This window comes from Mesorhizobium sp. M0518 (genome assembly GCF_040321125.1).
Lineage (GTDB): Bacteria > Pseudomonadota > Alphaproteobacteria > Rhizobiales > Rhizobiaceae > Mesorhizobium.
This window is the reverse complement of record NZ_JAMYQY010000022.1, coordinates 1-19086: the sequence shown is the minus strand read 5'-3', so window position 1 is coordinate 19086 and position 19086 is coordinate 1. Positions and strand designations below refer to the sequence as shown.

Annotated in this window: 21 protein-coding genes; 12 read left to right on the top strand and 9 right to left on the bottom strand. The window is 62.2% G+C overall.

What is annotated here, in order from left to right; genetic code table 11:
• Positions 1 to 46: 46 nt before the first annotated feature.
• From coxB to NKI66_RS26300, 5 genes are read left to right on the top strand one after another with little or no spacing between them, the layout of a single operon-like run.
• Positions 47 to 1123, top strand: coding sequence for a cytochrome c oxidase subunit II (coxB, locus tag NKI66_RS26320; protein WP_352753475.1), 1077 nt, complete (start codon positions 47 to 49; stop codon positions 1121 to 1123).
• Positions 1120 to 3060, top strand: coding sequence for a cytochrome c oxidase subunit I (gene ctaD / locus NKI66_RS26315; RefSeq protein ID WP_352753473.1), 1941 nt, complete (start codon positions 1120 to 1122; stop codon positions 3058 to 3060). Before coxB ends, ctaD begins: the two co-directional genes overlap by 4 nt.
• Positions 3057 to 3659: a cytochrome c oxidase subunit 3 gene (locus tag NKI66_RS26310; protein WP_352753531.1), complete on the top strand. Its 603-nt coding sequence runs from the start codon at positions 3057 to 3059 to the stop codon at positions 3657 to 3659. Before ctaD ends, NKI66_RS26310 begins: the two co-directional genes overlap by 4 nt.
• A gap of 1 nt (position 3660) precedes the next feature.
• A complete protein-coding gene (locus NKI66_RS26305; RefSeq protein ID WP_352441943.1) occupies positions 3661 to 4002 on the top strand; it encodes a hypothetical protein in 342 nt (113 codons plus the stop codon).
• 20 nt (positions 4003 to 4022) lie between these two features.
• Entirely contained in the window at positions 4023 to 5483 is a 1461-nt protein-coding gene (locus NKI66_RS26300) for a c-type cytochrome (protein WP_352753470.1), read from the top strand.
• Here the strand turns inward: NKI66_RS26300 and NKI66_RS26295 are convergent.
• From NKI66_RS26295 to NKI66_RS26285, 3 genes are all read right to left on the bottom strand, one after another.
• Positions 5455 to 5880, bottom strand: coding sequence for a c-type cytochrome (locus NKI66_RS26295; protein ID WP_128303875.1), 426 nt, complete (start codon positions 5878 to 5880; stop codon positions 5455 to 5457). The two genes, NKI66_RS26300 and NKI66_RS26295, sit on opposite strands and share 29 nt — an antisense overlap.
• A gap of 87 nt (positions 5881 to 5967) precedes the next feature.
• A complete protein-coding gene (locus NKI66_RS26290; RefSeq protein WP_128303874.1) occupies positions 5968 to 6273 on the bottom strand; it encodes a hypothetical protein in 306 nt (101 codons plus the stop codon).
• Between the two features lie 540 nt (positions 6274 to 6813).
• Positions 6814 to 7017 (bottom strand): CsbD family protein, encoded by a 204-nt coding sequence (locus tag NKI66_RS26285; RefSeq protein ID WP_023809505.1) that lies wholly within the window; start codon positions 7015 to 7017, stop codon positions 6814 to 6816.
• 63 nt (positions 7018 to 7080) lie between these two features.
• Between NKI66_RS26285 and NKI66_RS26280 the strand changes: the two genes are divergently transcribed.
• Positions 7081 to 7506 carry a Rossmann-fold NAD(P)-binding domain-containing protein gene (locus tag NKI66_RS26280; RefSeq protein WP_352610931.1) on the top strand — a complete coding sequence of 142 codons (426 nt, stop codon included), beginning with the start codon at positions 7081 to 7083 and terminating at the stop codon, positions 7504 to 7506.
• 127 nt (positions 7507 to 7633) lie between these two features.
• On the opposite strand, the gene NKI66_RS26275 is transcribed toward NKI66_RS26280, so the two are convergent.
• From NKI66_RS26275 to NKI66_RS26250, 6 genes are all read right to left on the bottom strand, one after another.
• A complete protein-coding gene (locus NKI66_RS26275; protein ID WP_023809507.1) occupies positions 7634 to 8362 on the bottom strand; it encodes an ABC transporter ATP-binding protein in 729 nt (242 codons plus the stop codon).
• Positions 8362 to 9126, bottom strand: a complete 765-nt coding sequence (locus NKI66_RS26270) for an ABC transporter ATP-binding protein (RefSeq protein ID WP_352753467.1) — start codon at positions 9124 to 9126, stop codon at positions 8362 to 8364. Before NKI66_RS26270 ends, NKI66_RS26275 begins: the two co-directional genes overlap by 1 nt.
• A 2-nt stretch (positions 9127 to 9128) precedes the next feature.
• On the bottom strand, positions 9129 to 10088 hold the full coding sequence (locus NKI66_RS26265) for a branched-chain amino acid ABC transporter permease (RefSeq protein WP_245273097.1): 960 nt from the start codon (positions 10086 to 10088) through the stop codon (positions 9129 to 9131).
• Positions 10088 to 10999, bottom strand: coding sequence for a branched-chain amino acid ABC transporter permease (locus tag NKI66_RS26260; RefSeq protein WP_023809510.1), 912 nt, complete (start codon positions 10997 to 10999; stop codon positions 10088 to 10090). The genes NKI66_RS26265 and NKI66_RS26260 overlap by 1 nt, the downstream gene beginning before the upstream one ends.
• Positions 11000 to 11117: 118 nt before the next feature.
• Positions 11118 to 12236 (bottom strand): branched-chain amino acid ABC transporter substrate-binding protein, encoded by a 1119-nt coding sequence (locus NKI66_RS26255; protein WP_245273099.1) that lies wholly within the window; start codon positions 12234 to 12236, stop codon positions 11118 to 11120.
• Positions 12237 to 12383: 147 nt separating this feature from the next.
• Positions 12384 to 13019 carry an RraA family protein gene (locus NKI66_RS26250; protein WP_352753464.1) on the bottom strand — a complete coding sequence of 212 codons (636 nt, stop codon included), beginning with the start codon at positions 13017 to 13019 and terminating at the stop codon, positions 12384 to 12386.
• 238 nt (positions 13020 to 13257) lie between these two features.
• On the opposite strand from NKI66_RS26250, the gene NKI66_RS26245 reads away from it, so the two are divergent.
• From NKI66_RS26245 to NKI66_RS26220, 6 genes are read left to right on the top strand one after another with little or no spacing between them, the layout of a single operon-like run.
• Entirely contained in the window at positions 13258 to 14034 is a 777-nt protein-coding gene (locus tag NKI66_RS26245) for an SDR family NAD(P)-dependent oxidoreductase (protein WP_023809514.1), read from the top strand.
• Between the two features lie 6 nt (positions 14035 to 14040).
• Positions 14041 to 14703 (top strand): 5-oxoprolinase subunit PxpB, encoded by a 663-nt coding sequence (pxpB, locus tag NKI66_RS26240; protein ID WP_352441939.1) that lies wholly within the window; start codon positions 14041 to 14043, stop codon positions 14701 to 14703.
• Positions 14700 to 15680 (top strand): 5-oxoprolinase subunit C family protein, encoded by a 981-nt coding sequence (locus NKI66_RS26235; protein WP_023809516.1) that lies wholly within the window; start codon positions 14700 to 14702, stop codon positions 15678 to 15680. The genes pxpB and NKI66_RS26235 overlap by 4 nt, the downstream gene beginning before the upstream one ends.
• On the top strand, positions 15677 to 16840 hold the full coding sequence (locus NKI66_RS26230) for an epoxide hydrolase family protein (RefSeq protein ID WP_023809517.1): 1164 nt from the start codon (positions 15677 to 15679) through the stop codon (positions 16838 to 16840). Before NKI66_RS26235 ends, NKI66_RS26230 begins: the two co-directional genes overlap by 4 nt.
• Before the next feature lie 38 nt (positions 16841 to 16878).
• Complete coding sequence (locus NKI66_RS26225; protein WP_023809518.1) at positions 16879 to 17910, top strand: Ldh family oxidoreductase; 1032 nt, start codon at positions 16879 to 16881, stop codon at positions 17908 to 17910.
• A 42-nt stretch (positions 17911 to 17952) separates the two neighbouring features.
• Positions 17953 to 18978: a proline racemase family protein gene (locus NKI66_RS26220; protein WP_023809519.1), complete on the top strand. Its 1026-nt coding sequence runs from the start codon at positions 17953 to 17955 to the stop codon at positions 18976 to 18978.
• The last annotated feature ends 108 nt before the right edge of the window (positions 18979 to 19086 follow it).

Sequence of the window (19086 nt, the reverse complement as noted above, 5' to 3'; positions counted from 1 at the left end):
GTGCATGAGTCCGTTGGCCGGCTCTCGCAGGCGGACACGACCGCGAATGTCGCTTGCCTTTACATGTCCAACGCAAATCCTGACTGACATTGTTCCGGGAAAGGCCGCGCAACAGCGTTTGAGGTGGGTCAGCGCAGCGCCGATGTTGGTATTGGCAGGATGCGGCGATCGGCAGTCGGCCCTCCATGCACACGGTGCGAACGCCCGGAGAATCCTTGATCTGATCTGGTCTTTCAGCGCAGTCGCGGTGGCCACGTGGCTGCTTGTCATGCTGGTCTTGGCGGCAGCGCTTTTGCATCGCCGCCTGTCCGAGACAACGCGCTCGCCGCTCGAGATCGATTCACATCAGGAGCGCCGATTTACCCGCGCTGTCGGCAGCGCCATTGCGTTGACCGTTCTGGTGCTCGTCATGATGACGATAGCGAGTTTTTTCGCCGGCAAATCCATTGCTTCGCTGAGCGGAACGGAAACGCTTGCCGTGCGGATCACGGGGCACCAATGGTGGTGGGAGGTCCGGTATGCCGGTAATGATCCCTCGCAATCGATCGTCACGGCAAATGAAATCCATGTCCCGGTTGGCGAACCGGTCAAGGTCGAACTCGATTCGCTCGATGTCATTCATAGCTTCTGGGTGCCGAACCTTGCCGGTAAGCGCGATCTCATTCCGGGCCGGCTAAGCCAGCTTACCCTCATCGCCGATAAGCCCGGCATCTATCGTGGCCAGTGTGCCGAATTCTGCGGCTATCAGCACGCCCATATGGCCATCACCGTCATCGCGGAAAGCCGCGAAGCGTTCGAAGCATGGCAATCCAGGCAAAACGCCGTCGCATCGGCGCCTGGCGGCGAGGAAGAACGCCGCGGCCAACAGGCATTTCTTTCCACCGGCTGTGCGCTCTGCCATACGATAAGAGGCACGCCTGCCAGCGGAACGGTCGGACCTGATCTTACCCATCTCGCCAGCCGACGTGCACTGGCCGCGGATACGCTGGCCATGACCCCTGGCGCACTCGCCGCCTGGATTGCCGATCCACAGTCGATAAAGCCTGGCGCCAAGATGCCGCGCATTGCCCTTAGCGCCGACGATCTCAACGCGGTCGTCACCTATCTCGGAAGCCTCGAATGAGCGGCATTGCGGGAAAGCCGGCCGAGCATACCGAGCAGGGCTTGAAAGGCATCCGTGACACCGGCCTCGAAGAGGTGAGACTGCGCGCTTTTCTGGCGCATGCCTGGCGAACGCCGAAAGGCTTCTACGGCTGGCTGGTCACGGTCGATCACAAGCTGATCGGACGGCGCTATATCGTGACGGCTTTCCTGTTTCTCATCCTTGCGGGTCTATCAGCGCTCGCCATGCGTTTCCAGCTTGCCCAGCCTGAGGCCGGCCACATCGGCCCCGATCTCTACAACCAGCTGTTCACCATGCATGGCACGACGATGATGTTTCTGTTCGCCGTGCCGGTGATGGAAGCTTTCGCCATTTACCTGGTGCCGCTGTTGATCGGCACTCGCAATGTCGCCTTTCCGCGGCTCAATGCATTCAGCTACTGGGTCTATCTTTCCGGCGGGCTGATGATCTGGATCGCCTTTGCCTTCGAAACCGGTGCGGATGCCGGCTGGTTTTCCTACGTACCGCTCGCCGGACCCGAATATGGCATCGGCAAGCGCCCCGATTTTTGGGCGCAGATGGTGACCTACACTGAAGTGTCCGCGCTCGCGGTAGCGGTCGAGATCATCGCGACAGTGTTCAAACAACGTGCTCCCGGCATGTCGCTCGACCGCATCCCGCTCTATGTCTGGTCCGTCCTCGTTACGGCTTTCGTCATCCTGTTCGCCATGCCGGCCGTGATGGTCTCGAGTACAATGCTGATCCTGGACCGCCTGGTCGGCACGAAATTTTTCGATCCCGCAGCAGGCGGCGATGCACTGCTGTGGCAGCATCTGTTCTGGTTCTTCGGCCATCCCGAGGTCTACATAATCTTCATTCCGGCGACCGGCTTCGTCTCCGCGATCCTGCCGACCTTCGTTCGCCGCCCGATCTTCGGCTATCTCGGCATCGTCCTGTCGTTGATCTCGATCGGTTTTCTTTCCTTCGGCCTGTGGGTGCACCACATGTTCGCTACCGGCCTGCCGCAGCTCGGCGAAAGCTTCTTTACCGCTTCCTCGATGATGATCGCCATTCCGAGCGGCATTCAGATCTTCTGCTGGATTGCGACGATCTGGGGCGGCCGGCCGATCTTCGCCACGCCCATGCTTTTCGTGCTCGGCTTCATCTTCACCTTTGTGATCGGCGGCCTGACCGGGGTCATGGTCGCCTCGGTGCCGCTCGACCTGCAGGTGCACGACACCTATTTCGTGGTTGCCCATTTCCACTATGTGCTGGTCGGGGGCGCCGTCTTCCCCCTGCTCGGCGCCGTTTATTACTGGTTTCCCAAGATCACCGGACGCATGCTGTCGGAGAGGCTCGGCCGCTGGAATTTCTGGCTCGTCTTCCTCGGGTTCAATCTCACCTTCTTCCCCATGCATATTCTCGGTCTGCAAGGCATGCCGCGCCGCGTTTATACGTATCCGCCGGCGAGCGGCTGGGGCGAGATGAACCTCCTCATCAGCCTCTCTTCACTGGTGGTGTTCGCCGGCTTTGCGCTTTTCTTCCTGAACCTCCTGCTCAGCCTTCGCAACGGCCGCATTGCCGGAGACAATCCCTGGGGCGCGAGCACGCTCGAATGGGCGACGACGTCGCCGCCGCCCTCCTACGATTTTTCGCGGCTGCCCGTGGTAACTCACCGCGAACCGCTTTGGGCCGAGCCCGATACGCTTCCCGTGGTCGAGGGTCTGCGTGTCGACGCACGCGAGGTGCTCGCCGGCACGGTCGCCGATGCGGTGCCGCAACTAAGGGTGCCATCGGCTGACAACTCGATCTGGCCGCTGCTGTCGGCCATTGCGGTGGGCGGCGCATTTCTCGGTTCGATATACACGCCATGGGCGGTGGTCTGGGGAGCGATCCCGGTTTCGATCGGCTTCATCTGTTGGTTCTGGCCGAAAGGCGAGCCGGAGGACGAGGAATGAGGCACCGTCCCGTCGCCGACATCAGCCACCTGCCCACATATGATTTCGGGTCGGCGAGCCCGATGTGGTGGGGAACCCTTGCCTTCATTGCTCTCGAGGCAACAGGTTTTGCCTTGGCGATAGGCACCTACTTCTATCTGGCTGTGCTGGCCCGGCATTGGCCCATCGGAGCCCCGGCGCCAGATTTGCTGCCGGGCACGGCAGCGTTGATTATTCTGGTTGCGAGCGTCGTGCCCAACCACCTGATCGAGTTTTGGGCGCGTCGCCAGGACCTCGCGAAAGTTCGCCTTGGCATGGTCGTCATGTCGATCGTCGGGATTCTTCCGCTGATCGTTCGCATCTGGGAATTTCCGGCTCTGCGGATTTCCTGGGATCAGAACGCTTACGGATCGATCGTGTGGTTCCTGCTTGGACTGCATACGACGCATCTTCTTACCGATGTCGGCGACACGATCGTCCTGGCGGTTCTCATGTTCACGCAAAAAGGCAAGGCGGGCCGCCGCTTCAGCGACGTCTCGGACAATGCGTTCTACTGGGACTTCGTCGTCGTCTCATGGGTCGTGCTCTATCTTGTTATTTATTGGGCTCCGAGGATGTGAGATGCAGGCGATCCGTACCGGCGTTTCCTGGGCAGGCCTGGTCAGCGGGCCAGTTGCGTGGGCAATAGCCCTGCAGCTCGATTACTCCATTGCGTCCTGGCAGTGCCATGCCGGCTTTCGTCCCACTGCCTTGTTCTCATTGATAGGCGCCGCTGTCGCCCTGGCAGGCACGCTGCTGTCGTGGCACGCCGTTCATGACCGCGGACATGGTACGATCCCGCCCCGGAGGGCGCGCACGCGTGCGTTCCTTGCCAGGACTTCGGTGGGCGTCGGGGCGCTGTTCACGCTCATCTTGCTGGCGCAAGTGGTGGCAGGGCTGATCTTCAGCGGGTGCGAACTGTGACGACGCCAAAGACGCGGAGATTGGCCATCCACCGCCGGTACGCGCTTTGGCCTGCCACGGGCATTCCATTCCCACCCGTCATTTCTCGGGCGGTCGTACTCGTCTTGTCGTCGTTGGCGCTTTGCACCGAGCTGCGGGCGAGCGAAATCCAGAGGGGTGAATATCTCACGCGAGCGGCCGACTGCATCGGCTGCCACACGTCCAATCCGAGCCGCCCCTTCGCTGGAGGCTATCGCGTGCCGACACCGTTCGGCGATGTATACTCGACCAACATCACACCAGATCTCGAAACGGGCATCGGACGCTATTCCGCGGACGAGTTCGTGCGAGCCGTCAAGAAAGGTATCAGGCGCGACGGAGCCGATCTCTACCCCGCCATGCCCTATGACAGCTTCGCCGCAATGAGCCGCGAGGACGTGCTTGCAATTCGGGCCTATCTCCTTGCGCAGCCGCCGATTTCCCAGCCGCGGCCGCGAAACATTCTGCCTTTTCCATTCAACCAGCGCTGGACGGTTGCGCTGTGGAAGCTCGCGAATCTCCAAACCGGCAGTTTCACGCCTGATCGGAGCCGGACCGCCGCATGGAACAGGGGAGCCTACCTTGTCGAGGTGCTCGGCCACTGCGGTGCCTGCCACACGCCAAGGAATGCGACGTTCGGCATGGATGAAGACCACAAGCTTGCCGGCGGCACCGCCGGCATCTGGCACGCCTTCAACATCACCAGCGACAAGATCGCAGGCGTCGGCGGCTGGAGCAACGAAGAGCTGTCTCGATTTCTCAAAACCGGCGCCGTGCCCGGGAAGGCCTACGCGGGCGGGCCGATGGCGGAAACGGTCATGAACAGCCTGCAGCATCTTTCCGACGACGACATCCAGGCTATTGTCGCCTATCTCAGGGACGTGCCCACCCAACCGGGAGACGAGAAGCAGCCGCGTTTCTCATGGGGTAACGCGGCCGCCGCCGCGGCCGACGGCGATGCTGGAACCGAGGGGATGACGCAAGGCAGCGGGACCGCAACCGGCGATGATCTCTATCGATCGCTCTGTTCGACGTGCCATGGGGCGAACGGAGGCGGATCGCCCGACGGATACTATCCGTCCTTGACCCGCAACAGCACCCCCGGCGCGGCCACGCCCGAGGATGTCGTCATGACCATCCTTGAAGGCGTCAAAGCTGGTGACGTGGCCGGGCGTCAATCGATGGCGGCCTTCGGCGGCTGGCTGGACGATGGCCAGGTGGCAGCTCTTGCAAATTACGTCACCGCGCGGTTCGGAAATCCCGACCTCAGCGTCACCGCGGCCGATGTACGCCAGATGCGAGCAGGAACGACAACCAGCCAGACAATCATGATTCTGGCGGCTCAATCACTTGTAGCGGGCGCCGCCGTGTTGATGCTTGGCCTGCTGCTTTTGCTGGCAAGACGCCTGCGCCGTGGGGCGACTTCAGCGCGCCTCATGTTCGCGCATAGAGATAGGCGGTAATGTCGCGCGCCTCTTGAAGCGACAGATTTGTATTGGGCATGGCCGCCTTCGGGTCTACATCCCGCGCCCTGCTGATCCAGCGCATCATCGCATCCGGGGTGGCTCGCGACGCCCCGATATATCCTCTTTCGACGACGCCTTGCAGGGACGGACCGACGGTGCCATGGGCGCCGGGTACCCCCGGGATTTCGTGACATCCGCCACAGCCGTGGCGGATCATTGCCGGGACGGCCCGGTCAGGGTCGCCACCGATGGCCTGTGCAATGGTGGTTTCCCGGAGATTGTCGCCGCGGACCAAGTTGACGGCGCAAACTACCGGAATAATGACGATTGCCGCGGATACGCCTGCCACCCAGGGCAGCGCGGATGGCATCAGCCTGACGGGTTGTCGGCTCATCCGCGCATGCCATCGCAGTCGCAAAACGCGGCCCGATCGCAGCCCCAGGGAAAGGAGCAATGTCCGGCAGCGCTCCGAGGCACCAATCTATTTGTTGCAGTTCTGCACATTCGACGTTGTCGTGCCGGAGGCGGTGTTTGTGTCGGTATCATTGCCCGCGGCGTCCTTGCAGCGGTCGCTCATGCCGTTCGGGGTGGTTGTCGAATTTGTTGCGTTCGGGTCAACGGGGGTTGTCGAAGTACCGGAACCGGAACCGGCGGTACCATTGGCATCATTCGTGGTTCCGGGCGTCGTGCCCGAACCGCTGTTGGAGCTTGAACCGTTCGACTGCGCCATTGCCGATGTGGCCAATGTGAGCGCGAGCACAGCGGTGGAGAGAAGTTTGACAATCATGGTGGATCTCCTGGTTGTGTACCGCCACCAAACCAATCCTTTGCTGATAGTTCCCGGCGAAATCGTGTTCAGCGAAATTCCTGTGAAACGGTTTCAGGCTAACGCAGACTGTTAGCCGCGCGACGGCAGTCGGTATAAGCGCCGCTTGTTGCGCCGTCCGGCCGCGGAAGCAGCGCCAGCCGCATATCCTCGCCAAACACATCGTCGCTCACTGGTGGCCGCTGCAAGCGCCTCAAACGCCCGATCATCCCTGGATCGTGCAGGAAACAGCTCAATCATCGCAACGAAAATCACACCAACGGGCCGAACACGAATGTAGCAAGCAGAACAAGGAAAATCACAGCGATAACTGCGACCGCCCACATGACAATCCTTCTTGTCCCCCGTTGCTCTTGCTTGCGAGAGATATCTTCTGACACAGTACGAAATCCTTGCTGCAAAATTCAACTGACGATAAGGCTCGGCGCCTGCATGGCCCGGACCTGCCGAATTGGCACCCGGGCCGCGTCTTGGAGTTGGCCGCAGCCGGGGCTCACACGCCTACCAGCCCTGCCGACCGTACCAGTCATCGATATCGCGCCGCACACGGTCCTTTTCGAGGCCGTAACGCTCCTGGATCTTGCCTTCGAGTTGATCGCGCTTGCCGGCGATGCGGTCAAGGTCATCATCCGTGAGTTTACCCCACTGCTCCTTGACCTTGCCTTTCACCTGTTTCCAGTTTCCTTCCACGCGGTTCCAGTCCATGACACCGTTCTCCTTCGGTTTGAAAACGTCTAACCTCGGAGAGCAAACGCAAATCAACGACGGATGTTCCTGGAACTCGACAGCAAGGCGCTTGTCTTGCTCTCACAGGCCGCGATCCATTCCTTTACGCTCAGTCTGCGTCATCAATTGAGGTCGAGCGGAATTCGGGTGGTGGAGATGGCTCCGCCAATTGTCGATACCGGTCTCGTTGGCAGCACCCGCAGCGGAGGAACAGCCAACCGTATGATGGTCAGTCCGGACGAATTCGCCACCGAGGCGCTGCGCATTCGAAGCGGACAAGGACGAGGTGCTTGTCGGTATTTTGGCCCATACGCGCCGGATGGGCGAAGCTTTGTTCGAGCGGATGAACAATCACTCCTGAGCCATTATGGGATCGCCGTCGCGGTTGCGGCAATCCGCTGGTTTCCGTGCGTCCCTCGAGGTTTTGTCAGCTATGTCCCCGGGGTCGGAACACAGACTGGATGGTAGGCCCGGAAGGTCAACGTTTCTACAGAATCAACTCGTTGTGGCTGATCCCACTCCTGCAAGGCGGGCAAATCATGGACTGGAGCGGCGGCCTCATTCTGTAAAATCCGGGCGTTGGCAGCTTTGCCAGCTAAGCAGCGACGCCACCTAAATAGGCGCTGATAACCGCTTCATTGCTCGCGAGATCGCTGCCTGGTCCCTCAAGAACAACGCGTCCGGCCTTGAGAACGTAGCCGTAGTCGGCGAATTTCAAGGCGACTTTGCTATTCTGCTCCACAAGCAGAATGGTCACGCCTTCACGATTGAGGCGCTGCACGATGTTCATGACTTCCTTGATCAGTTGCGGCGCCAGACCCATGGAAGGCTCATCGAGCAACAGCACCTTGGGCGCGGCCATGAGGGCTCTGCCGATCGCCAGCATCTGCTGCTCGCCTCCCGAGAGGTTCCTTGCATCGCCATTCTGTCTGCGCGCCAGGATGGGGAAGAGCTCAAAAACATGATCCAGCCGCCGCCGGCGCTCGACGTCGTCGGCAAGCGTGAACGAGCCCAGGTCGAGGTTCTCCCTGATCGTCATGTCGCCGAAAATACGCCTTCCCTCCGGGACGTGGACGAGCCCGCGATGCGGCAGGCGATGGGCAGGGACTTTGGTTATGTCCTCGCCCAGGAAGCGGACACATCCGGAGGATGCGGCAACAAGGCCGGACAGCGTGCGCAGGGTGGTGCTCTTGCCCGCACCATTCGCGCCAAGCAGGGCGACGATCTGGCCGCGCTTGACCGAAAGGCTGACACCATGAAGGGCTTCGATGCCGTCATAGCGTGCGACGATGCGGTCCGCGGAAAGAACGATTTCGGCGTCCATCAGTCCTCCGTACCGAGATAGGCTTCGATGACCCTGGGGTCTTTTCGCACGGCCTCCGGCGGTCCGTCGGCGATCTTCTGCCCATAGTCGAACACCACGATCTTCTCCGACACCTGCATGACCAGGCCCATATCGTGCTCGATCAGCAGGACGGTGACACCGGTTTCGTCACGGATGCGGCGGATCAGGTGAGCAAGGTCCAGCTTCTCGCGCTCGTTCAGGCCGGCGGCGGGCTCGTCCAGCAGGATGAGCTCGGGCGCCGACGCCAGGGCTCTTGCGAGTTCGAGCCGCCGTTGATCGCCATAGGAAAGACCACCGGCACGGCGATGCGCATGCTGCTCGATGCCGACAAAATCGAGCCAGCGCATGCCAGCCGCGCGGATCGTCTCCTCCTCGCGCCGCTGTGCCGGCAAGTGCAGGATCGCCGACATGATGCCGTGGCGGCTGCGGCAATGCTGGCCGGACATGGCGTTTTCCAGAACGGTCATTTCCTTGAACAGCCGGATGTTCTGGAACGTGCGGGCGAGGCCGAGCGCGGTGATGCGATGCGGCGGCAAGCCGGTGATTGGCCGGCCGCCCAGACTGATCGAGCCGCCCTTCGGCTTGTAGAAGCCGGTCAGGCAATTGAAGAGTGATGTCTTGCCGGCCCCGTTCGGCCCGATAAGACTGTTGATGGCGCCTTTCTCAACCGAGAACGAAATGTCGTGAAGGACTTTCAGTCCTCCGAAACTGAGACGCAGGTCGCGGACTTCCAGCAGCGCCATGGTCAAACTCGCTTGTCCGGCCACAGCCCGTTCGGCCTGAAGAGCATGATTGCCAGCAGCGCAACCGCGGTCACCAGGGGACGATAGGTTCCCGCGCCGCGCAGCACCTCCGGAAGCAGGGCCACGAGAACAGCACCAAGGACGACGCCGGGAATGCGGCCCATGCCGCCCAGGACGACGCCGAGAAGGATGAGCAGCGATTGGTTGAAGGTGAAACTCTCCGGCGAGATGGCCGTCATCTTGGCTGCGTAGAGGCATCCGGCCACGGAAGCGATCACAGCGCCCATCATATAGGCTTGCAGCTTGGCCGTGACACGGTTGATGCCGATGCCAGCGGCGGCGTCCTCATCGTAGCGAACGTAGAACCAGGCTCGTCCCATTCGCGATCGCTCGACGCTCAGACAGACGAAGGCGGTGAGAAGCGCAAGCACCAGGAACGCATAGTAGAAGTGCTGCACCTGCATCAGCCTGAAGCCGAATATCTCCGGGCGCTCGATGCCGATGAGTCCGCTCGCGCCACCGGTGATGTCGAGGTTGCGGGCGATGATGCGCACGATTTCGCCGAAGCCCAGCGTCACGATCGCCAGATAGTCGCTGCGCAATCTCAATGTCGGAGCCCCGATGATGATGCCGGCCACGCAGGCGGCGACCATGGCGACCGGGATGGTAAGCCAGAAATTGAACCCGAATTCCGCGGTCAGGATGCCTGATGTGTAGGCGCCGACCGCGAAGAAGGCGGCGTAGCCGAGATCGAGCAGGCCTGCATAGCCGACGACAACGTTGAGGCCGAGGCACAGAACGACATAGAGCAGCGCCGTGGTTGCCACCTCCGTCACATAGGCGTTGGCGAATTGCGGCAACACCAGCGCGCAGGTGAGCGCCGCCAGGCCGGGCAGCACGACGGACCAGCGCATCAATTGCGGTTGCCCGGCGGTCGGCATGGTTCTCACTTCGTCGGTCATCACACCCGCTCCACGACAGAGCGTCCAAGAAGGCCGGTCGGCTTGAACACAAGGAACAGGATCAGGGTCCCGAACACGAAGACGTCACGCCACTCCGAGCCGACGAAGGGCAAGGACGAACCGAAAGCTTCGAGCAGGCCGAGCAGCAATCCGCCGAGCATGGCGCCCGGCACGCTGCCGATCCCACCTATGACCGCGGCGGTGAAGGCCTTGAGCCCCATGATGAAGCCCATGAAGAAATGGACACTGCCATAATAGGCGCCGGCCATGACCCCGCCGCCGGCAGCGAGCGCCGAGCCCATGAAGAAGGTCAAGGCGATCACCCGGTCGACATCGATGCCCATCAGGCGGCTCGCCCCCATGTCGATGGACACGGCGCGCATCGCCTTGCCGTACATGGTGCGTGAGACAAAGGCCTGCATGCCGGCCATAAGAGCGATGGAGGCGGCCACCAGCACCATCTGCGTGTAGGTGATGTGAACGGTGGAAATATCCACGCCGGCAAAACCGAGGTCCGTGTTGAAGGCGTAATGCCGCCCGCCTGTCAGGGCGAGTGCCGTGCCGTTCAGCACCATCGACGCGCCGAGCGCCGTGATGAGGATGGAGAGGCGCGGCGCATTGCGCATCGGCCTGTAGGCGAAGCGTTCGATGATGACGCCGAGCAAGCCGACAGCCAGCATCGACACAAGCAGGGCGCAGACCACGCCCAGCCAGCCATTGCCGACCCATATGCCGACGAAGGAGAACACGATGAGGCCGACGAAGGCGCCGTTCATGTAGATGTCGCCATGGGCGAAATTCAGGAGCTTGATGACGCCGAAGACCATGCTGTAGCCAAGCGCGATCAGGGCATAGAACGAGCCGACGATAAGACCGTTCACCAGTTGCTGAATAAGCAGGTCGAGCGTCATTGATGCTCCAGGGCAGAATTGAAAAAGTCTTGTCTGAGCGCAGCGTCGGCACACCAGACAATCGGCGGTGACGCCGAGGCCGCCACAAGGCCTGCCTCGGCGTCAATCCGGTTGGCCTTTATTCGGCTACCCACTTGCCGCCCTTGGCGATCACCGGGCGGAAATTCGAGGTCTGGAGCGTGTTCTTGTCGGTGAACTTGATTTCACCAGCAAGGCCCTTGAAGTCGCTCGCCTTGAGCGCCTCGATGATCGCTTTCTGATCCGCCGACTTGGCCCGCGTGATCGCATCGACGATCAGGTCGCCCACATCGTGGGAGAGCGCCGCATAGGCGCCGGCGTCGCGGCCATAGGTTTCCTTGTACTTGGCCTTGAAGTCGGCGGCGCCGGACAAGAGGTCGACAGTCGGGGGAGACAACAGGTACACGCCCTCACCGGCCGACCCGGCGATCTCCAGATATTCCGGTGAATTGTTGCCGTCGCCCAGCACAATGCCGCCCTGGAACCCGGCCTGCCGGAGCTGCTTGGTGAGCAGGGCGCCACCGGCATGATATGCGGTCCAGAAGACAGCGTCGGCGCCGCTCGATTTGATCTTGGTGACGACCGCCGAATAGTCCTGCTCGCCGGCCGTGGTGGTCTCCTTGGCGGCAATTTCGCCGCCTGCGCTCTTGAAGGCTTCGGCGGTCAGCTTGGCCAAGTCGGACGAATAGGCATCGCCTTCGTCCACGACCGCGATCTTCTTGTAGCCGTTCTTCTTGAAGAGCTCGACGGCTGTCGTCGCCTGCATGTCACCGGTTGAATTGGCTAGGAAGGCATTGCCCTGATTGGCGGCGACCAGCTTGGTCGAGTTCGCTCCGATGATGACGAATGGAATGCCGGCGTCACCATAGATCTTCAATGTCGGCAAGACGGCGCCCGAGCAGTAGCCGCCGACGATGGCGGTCACGCCTTCCGAGACAAGCTTGCTGCCTGCGGTCACCGCCTGCTGCGGATCGCAGGCGTCGTCGGCGGTAGTGGTGATGATCTTGTCGCCGTTGACGCCGCCTTTGGCGTTGACGGCATCGATCGCCATCTTCACGGCGTTCTCCATATCCTGCCCCTCACTGGCCAGTTGGCCAGTCATGGGGGCCACAATGCCGATCTTGATGTCGGCAGCCGCGGCCATCGTGGTCATAGCCAGCCCGGCAAGGGCGGTGGCACAAGCAAGCCTCTTGGCAAGCCTCTTGAAGGAAACAACCATTAATTCTCTCCATTTCCCCTGTTGGCGCATCCAGGCGGCGTGCCCGAAATGCATTGTTTCGCCCCTCGGTTAGCTGGGGAGCGGTTATGTTGAGCAAGATCGCCAGCCGGCCACGCGATTTGTCACCCGCAGGCTCTGATCCGCCGATCAGTGACTGCCGCCGGCAGCCCGGGCATAGGCTCCCTGGTAGCGGTTCTCCCGGATGCTCTGCATGATCTCGGCCTCACGCGCTTCTTGCGCCCTGACGGCGGCCAGCAAAGCCGCGGCATCTTCGATTGGAAATGCCACGACGCCATCCTCGTCACCGACGACGATGTCGCCGGGACCGACGACCATGCCGCCTATGCAGACGGGAACATTTATGGCTCCCGGACCATCCTTGTAAGGTCCGAGATGGATGGCCGACCGTGCGAAGCATGGAAACGGATTGCGGCCGATGGCACCGGCATCGCGAATGGCGCCGTCGATGACAATGCCTGCGGCGCCGCGCGACGCCGCGACACTTGTCATGATCTCGCCGACCAGCGCGCGTCCTTCATACCCGCCGCCATCGACGACGATGACGTCTCCGGGCTGCAACAGATCGAGCGCACGATGGATGAACTGGTTGTCGCCGGGGCGGGTCCTGACCGTCAGCGCCCTCCCCGCCATGACGCCGCCCACCCGGTGAAATGGCCGCAACCCGACAGCCCCGGGGACACGGGCGAGATTGTCGCTGATCAACGGCGTCGCCAGAGCGCGGAACACGTCGATCAGTTCGCTTTCCTGTGATCCATCCGCCATCGTCTGCACTCCCCGTCGTCGGCACTTTTATGAATATAGTATCCAATCACAATTAATTCAGTGGAGTCAACCGGCTTGCAATGGTCGGCAGAAAAAAGCCAAAGCAGCCCATAAACGCCGCCACTTGGGCAAACATGACCGCAAAGGCCCACCCGTCCGGGCTTGCACTGGCGGCAAAGTTCAAGATAGATTGGATAACATATCCATAAACGCCATGATTGTAAAAAGGGAATTGGCTGTGAAGCATGCAGGAAAAGTCGTGATCGTTACCGGGGCGGCACAAGGCCTGGGCCTTGCCTGCGCCGAGCGCTTTCATGCCGATGGCGCCAAGGTTGTGCTTGTCGACGTGCAGGCCGATCGCGGGCGCGAGCATGCCGAACGTCTTGGTGAGCGTGCCGCCTGGCTATCGGCGGATCTCTCCGAATGCACGCAGGAAATGGCAGCCGATGTTGTTGCCAAGGCCACAGAGCGATTCGGCGGTGTCGACGTCCTCATCAACAATGCCGGCATCATCCATCTGGACGATTTCGTCGACTTCCCCGAGGAAGCCTTCGACCTGGTTCAGCGCGTCAATCTCAAGGCGCCCTTCCTTCTCGGGCAGGCCGCGGCAAGGGCCATGATCGCGCAGGGACGCGGCGGCTCGATCATCAACATGTCGTCGATCAACGCCATCCTGGCCATTCCCAATTCCGTCGCCTATGCCGTGTCCAAGGGTGGCATTAAGCAATTGACGGCGGTGATGGCCGTCGGATTGATCCCGCATAACATCCGCGTCAACGCCATCGGCCCCGGCACCATCCTGACCGACATGGTCAAGAGTTCGGTCATGGCCAGCGAAGCGCAGCGCCAGACCATCCTGTCGCGCACGCCGAGCGGCCGCTGTGGCGAACCTTCGGAGATCGCCAGCGTCGCATCCTTCCTGGCCAGCGACGACGCTTCCTACATCGTCGGCCAGACCATCTATCCGGATGGCGGTCGCCTGATCCTGAACTATACGGTGCCGGTGAAGGACTGACCGCCCATGGTTGTCGGTACGCCTCACATCAGTCTTGCGGGATCGGGCGCGCTGCTGCTCGATGGCGTGCAGGGGGCTTTCAGCGATGCCACCCAGGAACTGGTCTGGGCGGTGGCGAATGCCGCGCTGCGCCTAGAGGGGGTGCGCGAGGCCGTTCCCGGCATGAACAACCTGCTGGTGGTGTTTGACCCACTCGCTACGGACGCCCACAGCGTCACGGGTCAGCTGATGTCGCTCTGGGCTTGCACCGATGCCCACGCGGTGACCGGCACGCATCATACCATTCCCGTCAGTTATGGCGGCGCGCGCGGCGAGGATCTCGCCGGCTGGGCCGCACATTGCGGCATGTCTGTCGACGAGACCGTCAGCCGCCACGCGGCGGCCACCTACACCGTCGCCGCCATCGGCGCCATGCCGGGCTTTCCCTATCTGTCCGGTCTCGACCCGCTGCTTGCCTGGGCAAGGCGCAGCACGCCTCGCCTCAAAGTCACTGAGGGCGCCGTCATCATTGGTGGCGCGCAGGCGGGTATCATGCCGATGACTGCGCCTTCCGGATGGCACATAATCGGCCATACCGACGTGAAGCTGTTCAAGGCCGAAGCGGAATTGCCCGTGCTGCTCAGGCCCGGAGACAAAATCCGATTCGCAATCGCAGAGATCGAGGCATGATCGAGATCCTCACCACCGGCTTGCCGAACACGGTCCAGGATCTCGGCCGGCCCGGTCATCTGGCGCTGGGGGTCAGCCATGGCGGCGCCATGGACAGGCAGGCGCTGGCGATCGCCAATCTCATGCTGGGCAATGACCCCTCGGCTGCCGGGATCGAGGTCGCGCTTCATCCGTTCCGGCTGCGCGTGCATATCGACACCGCCGTCGCCATCACCGGCGCGGATTGCGCCGTCAGCGTCGGCGATCGGCCCTGTCCACCCTGGTGGGCCATGACGATCCGCGCCGGCGAGACCCTAGTCCTCGAAACCCCGCGCATCGGTGCTCGTTCCTACATCGCCTTTGCCGGCGGGCTCGATCTGCCGTCCGTCATGGGGTCGCGCGCGACGGATGTGAAAGGCGGTTTCGGCGGTTTCGCCGGACGCGGTCTGTCCCGCGGTGACCGGCTTGCGCTCAACCCTGCGCAATGCCGCCTTCCCGCGGGCGGCATCGGCGCAGCGCTGGAAGAGCGGCGAGGCGCGGCGGACGGCTTGGCCTCGGCAATCGAATTGCGGGTTTTGCCGGCCGCCGAGTTCGACGCCTTCAGGCCGGAGGCCCAGGCGGCTTTCACCGGCAGCGAATGGAGCATCACCAACGACGCCAACCGTATGGGATATCGCCTTGCCGGGGCGACGCTTTCCCTCCTCTCGCCGCTGGAATTGCTGTCCCACGGCATCGTGCCGGGAACTGTTCAAGTGCCGCCGTCCGGCCAGCCGATCATCCAACTTGCCGATGCCAACACCTGCGGCGGCTATCCGAAGATCGCCACGGTGATCGAAGCCGATTTCTGGCGGCTGGCGCAAGCGCCGGTCGGCGCTCGCCTACGTTTCTTGCCGGTCTCGATCGAAGCGTCGACAGAAGCGCTTCGCGCGAACCGGCAGCAAAGTCACGACTTTATCGCCGCCCGAAACCTTATGGCCGGCGAGCAGAGGGCTCCATGAAAATTCGCCCCTTCACCATCGAGATTGCCCAGTCTGAAATCGACGATTTGAAGAAGCGCATCTCGATCTGGCGCGAGCCGGACCAGTTGCAGGCAATAGGCTGGACGCAGGGAACGGAGCACGAGCAACTGCGCCGACTAATGCAACACTGGCGCACTGGCTTCGATTGGCGCAAGCAGGAAGCCGCCTGGAACATCCATCCGCACTACCAGACGGATATCGGCGGCGAAACCCTCCATTTCATCCATGCGCGCGCCGCTGTCGCAACCGGCAGAACGGTCATACTCACCCATGGCTGGCCAGGCAGCGTCTTCGAATTTCATGAGTTGATCCCGCTTCTGACCGACCCGCTTTCGCATGGCGGAAGACAGGAGGACGCCTTCAACGTCGTGGTCCCCTCGATTCCCGGCTATGGCTTTTCAAGCCGACCGACCAGGCCTGGTCTCAACCTGTTCACCGTCGCCGACCTTTGGGCCGAGTTGATGAGCCGTCTCGGCTACAAACGATATCTCGCGCAAGGTGGCGATCTGGGCGCCGGCGTGTCGACCTGCCTGGCGCACGCGCATCCAGACAGTCTCGCCGGGGTGCATCTGAACTTCATCCCCGGCTCATACTCACCTCCTCACGATCCAGGCCCGGATGGCGACCTAAGCTTGGAAGAACGCGCCTTCCTGGAACGGAAAGCCGAATGGGCGGATATTCATGGCGCCTATGCTCATATTCAAGCGACGCGCCCGCAAACGCTTGCCTATGGGCTGACGGATTCGCCGGTCGGACTGGCAGCGTGGATGATCGAGAAGTTCCGCGACTGGAGCGATTGCGATGGCGATCTGCCCAACGCCGCATTTTCGCGCGACGACATGCTCGCCAACATCTCGCTTTACTGGTTCACCCGGACCGTCGCTTCGTCGATGCGACTCTATTGGGAAACGCGCGCCCGTCCGCTTGCATTCGCGTCCGGCACAGCGATCAACGTCCCGCTTGCAGTGGCTTTGTTCCCCAAAGAGCTGCCGATGCCGCCCAGGAGTTGGGTCGAGCGCGTCTTCAAGGACATCCGCCAGTGGACAGCGATGCCGCGCGGTGGTCATTTCGCAGCCCTCGAGCAGCCCGCTTTGCTTGCACAGAATATAAGAGCCTTTGCCGGCGGTCTGGATTTTTAAAGGCAGCGTTTGCGCGCAGCCAAACCCGAAGGCCAGAAATGAACAATACCGCCCTCACCATCGATGCCTTGCATAAGCGCGTCGATGCAATTTTCCGCAAGGCCGGACTGAACCCCATCCAGGCCAGCGCCATCACACGGGTCATCGTCGCGGCGGAGCGCGATGCCTGCAAATCGCATGGTATCTACCGGATCGAAGGCGCGCTGCGAACGATCAAGGCAGGGAAGGTAAACCCAGACGCGGTGCCCGAACTGTTGCCGCAAGACGCTCCCGCCATTGTGAAAGTGGATGCGAAGCACGGCTTCGCCAACCCGGCCTTCGAACTGGGCCTGCCGGTGCTGGTCGAGCGGGCACGCTCCTGCGGCATCGCCGCGCTAGCGATCAACGATGCCGTGCATTTTTCCGCCCTTTGGGTGGAAGTCGAAGCCTTGACCCAGGCAGGCCTTGCCGGCCTGGCCATGTGCCCGAGCTATGCCACCGTCGCTCCGACCGGTGGCAACGGACCGTTGCTGGGCACCAATCCTTTTGCCTTTGGCTGGCCGCGTAAAGAGCAGCCTCCCTACGTTTTCGACTTCGCGACCTCGGTTGCCGCGCGCGGCGAGATCGAGCTCCACCGCCGGGCAGGCAAGAAGCTGCCGGAAGGCTGGGCCATGGATTCGGACGGCAGGCCAACGACCGATCCCGAAGCTGCCCTGGCGGGCGCCATGCTTCCCTTCGGCGGGCACAAAGGCTCCGCCATCGCGACGATGATCGAACTGCTCGCCGGGATCATGATCGGCGACCTGACCAGCCCCGGGGCGCTCGAGCTGCTTGGCACCACGACGCTTTATCCGTCGCACGGAGAGTTGGTCATCGCTTTCTCGCCGAAAGCCTTCGCCGCCGGCCGGCCCGGCAATCCGCTGGGCCGTGCTGAAGCGCTGTTCGAGGCTATCTTGGGCCAAGGTGCGCGCCTACCCTCGCAAAGGCGGTTCCTAGCCCGCGAGACGTCGGAGCGCGACGGTATCGTCCTCTCGCACCAGGAAATGGAACAACTCGATCGTTTTCTCGAACGGGGGCTCGACACGGTCTGAATCGGTATCGCCAGGGCCAAGATCAATCACTGGAGGAGAAAAATGCGCTGGACGAAAACATTCACGGTCGTCGGCTGCCATGCCGAGGGCGAAGTCGGCAATGTGATCACCGGAGGCGTCAAGGACGTTCCGGGCAAGACCATGTTCGAAAAGAAGGAGTATCTCGAAGCGCATATGGACGACATTCGTGGGCTGCTCTTGTTCGAGCCGCGCGGTGCGCCCTACGTCAACGGCAACATCATCCTGCCGCCTTGCGATCCCTCGGCGGATCTCGGTTACGTCATAATTGAAAGCACCGAATACCCGCCCATGTCGGGCTCCAACACCATCTGCGTCGCCACCGTGGCGCTGGAAACGGGCATGGTGCCGATGAAGGAACCCGAGACGCGGCTGCGCATGGAGGCGCCGGCCGGCATGATCGAGGTGCGCTGCCTCTGCGAGAACGGCAAGGTGAAGCAGGTGGAGTTCACCAATGTGCCGGCTTTCGCGTTCCACCTCGACACACCTGTCGAAGTCGAGGGGCTCGGCACGATCACCGTCGACACCTCCTATGGCGGCATGACTTTCGCCCATGTGAACGCGCGCGCACTGGGCTTTTCCATAACACCCGACGAGGCACACCAGATGTCGCTGATGGGCCAACGTATCAAGAAGGCGGCCAACGAACAGCTCGTTGTCGTGCATCCGGAGAACGCTAAGATCCGCGACGTGTCCAACGTGATTTTCGAAGGCCCGATCAAGCGCGTCGACGGTCGCGTGGAAAGCGTCAACGGCACGGTGTGTCTGCATGGCAGGCTCGACCGCTCGCCTACGGGCACCGGCACCACCGGGCGGCTGGCGGTGATGTCGGCAAAGGGGCAGATCGCCAAGGGAGAGCTGTTCCGCAACAAGTCGATCATCGGGACCCATTTCGATTCCCGGGTGATCGCCAATGCGCGCGTCGGCGATCGCGACGCTGTCGTGGTCACCATTGCCGGGCAGGCCTGGATTACCAGCATTGGCCAGTACGGCCTCGACCCGACAGACCCTTATCCACGAGGGCATCGCCTCAGCGACGTCTGGTTCTGAAACGGACGCGGGCGGGGGGGTGGGGGCGGCCCCGGGCCCCATCGGGGGGGGTGGGGGGGGCCGGGCGGGGCCCCGAGCCGCCTGGCGCAAACCCGGGCGGGGCCGGGG

What these genes read in the sequence shown, in the direction of transcription:
- coxB (WP_352753475.1), top strand. Translation starts at nt 47, where the DNA reads ATGTCGCTTGCCTTTACATGTCCAACGCAAATCCTGACTGACATTGTT.
- ctaD (WP_352753473.1), top strand. Translation starts at nt 1,120, where the DNA reads ATGAGCGGCATTGCGGGAAAGCCGGCCGAGCATACCGAGCAGGGCTTG.
- NKI66_RS26310 (WP_352753531.1), top strand. Translation starts at nt 3,057, where the DNA reads ATGAGGCACCGTCCCGTCGCCGACATCAGCCACCTGCCCACATATGAT.
- NKI66_RS26305 (WP_352441943.1), top strand. Translation starts at nt 3,661, where the DNA reads ATGCAGGCGATCCGTACCGGCGTTTCCTGGGCAGGCCTGGTCAGCGGG.
- NKI66_RS26295 (WP_128303875.1), bottom strand. Translation starts at nt 5,880, where the DNA reads ATGAGCCGACAACCCGTCAGGCTGATGCCATCCGCGCTGCCCTGGGTG.
- NKI66_RS26290 (WP_128303874.1), bottom strand. Translation starts at nt 6,273, where the DNA reads ATGATTGTCAAACTTCTCTCCACCGCTGTGCTCGCGCTCACATTGGCC.
- NKI66_RS26285 (WP_023809505.1), bottom strand. Translation starts at nt 7,017, where the DNA reads ATGGACTGGAACCGCGTGGAAGGAAACTGGAAACAGGTGAAAGGCAAG.
- NKI66_RS26280 (WP_352610931.1), top strand. Translation starts at nt 7,081, where the DNA reads ATGTTCCTGGAACTCGACAGCAAGGCGCTTGTCTTGCTCTCACAGGCC.
- NKI66_RS26275 (WP_023809507.1), bottom strand. Translation starts at nt 8,362, where the DNA reads ATGGACGCCGAAATCGTTCTTTCCGCGGACCGCATCGTCGCACGCTAT.
- NKI66_RS26270 (WP_352753467.1), bottom strand. Translation starts at nt 9,126, where the DNA reads ATGGCGCTGCTGGAAGTCCGCGACCTGCGTCTCAGTTTCGGAGGACTG.
- NKI66_RS26265 (WP_245273097.1), bottom strand. Translation starts at nt 10,088, where the DNA reads ATGACCGACGAAGTGAGAACCATGCCGACCGCCGGGCAACCGCAATTG.
- NKI66_RS26260 (WP_023809510.1), bottom strand. Translation starts at nt 10,999, where the DNA reads ATGACGCTCGACCTGCTTATTCAGCAACTGGTGAACGGTCTTATCGTC.
- NKI66_RS26255 (WP_245273099.1), bottom strand. Translation starts at nt 12,236, where the DNA reads ATGGTTGTTTCCTTCAAGAGGCTTGCCAAGAGGCTTGCTTGTGCCACC.
- NKI66_RS26250 (WP_352753464.1), bottom strand. Translation starts at nt 13,019, where the DNA reads ATGGCGGATGGATCACAGGAAAGCGAACTGATCGACGTGTTCCGCGCT.
- pxpB (WP_352441939.1), top strand. Translation starts at nt 14,041, where the DNA reads ATGGTTGTCGGTACGCCTCACATCAGTCTTGCGGGATCGGGCGCGCTG.
- NKI66_RS26235 (WP_023809516.1), top strand. Translation starts at nt 14,700, where the DNA reads ATGATCGAGATCCTCACCACCGGCTTGCCGAACACGGTCCAGGATCTC.
- NKI66_RS26230 (WP_023809517.1), top strand. Translation starts at nt 15,677, where the DNA reads ATGAAAATTCGCCCCTTCACCATCGAGATTGCCCAGTCTGAAATCGAC.
- NKI66_RS26225 (WP_023809518.1), top strand. Translation starts at nt 16,879, where the DNA reads ATGAACAATACCGCCCTCACCATCGATGCCTTGCATAAGCGCGTCGAT.
- NKI66_RS26220 (WP_023809519.1), top strand. Translation starts at nt 17,953, where the DNA reads ATGCGCTGGACGAAAACATTCACGGTCGTCGGCTGCCATGCCGAGGGC.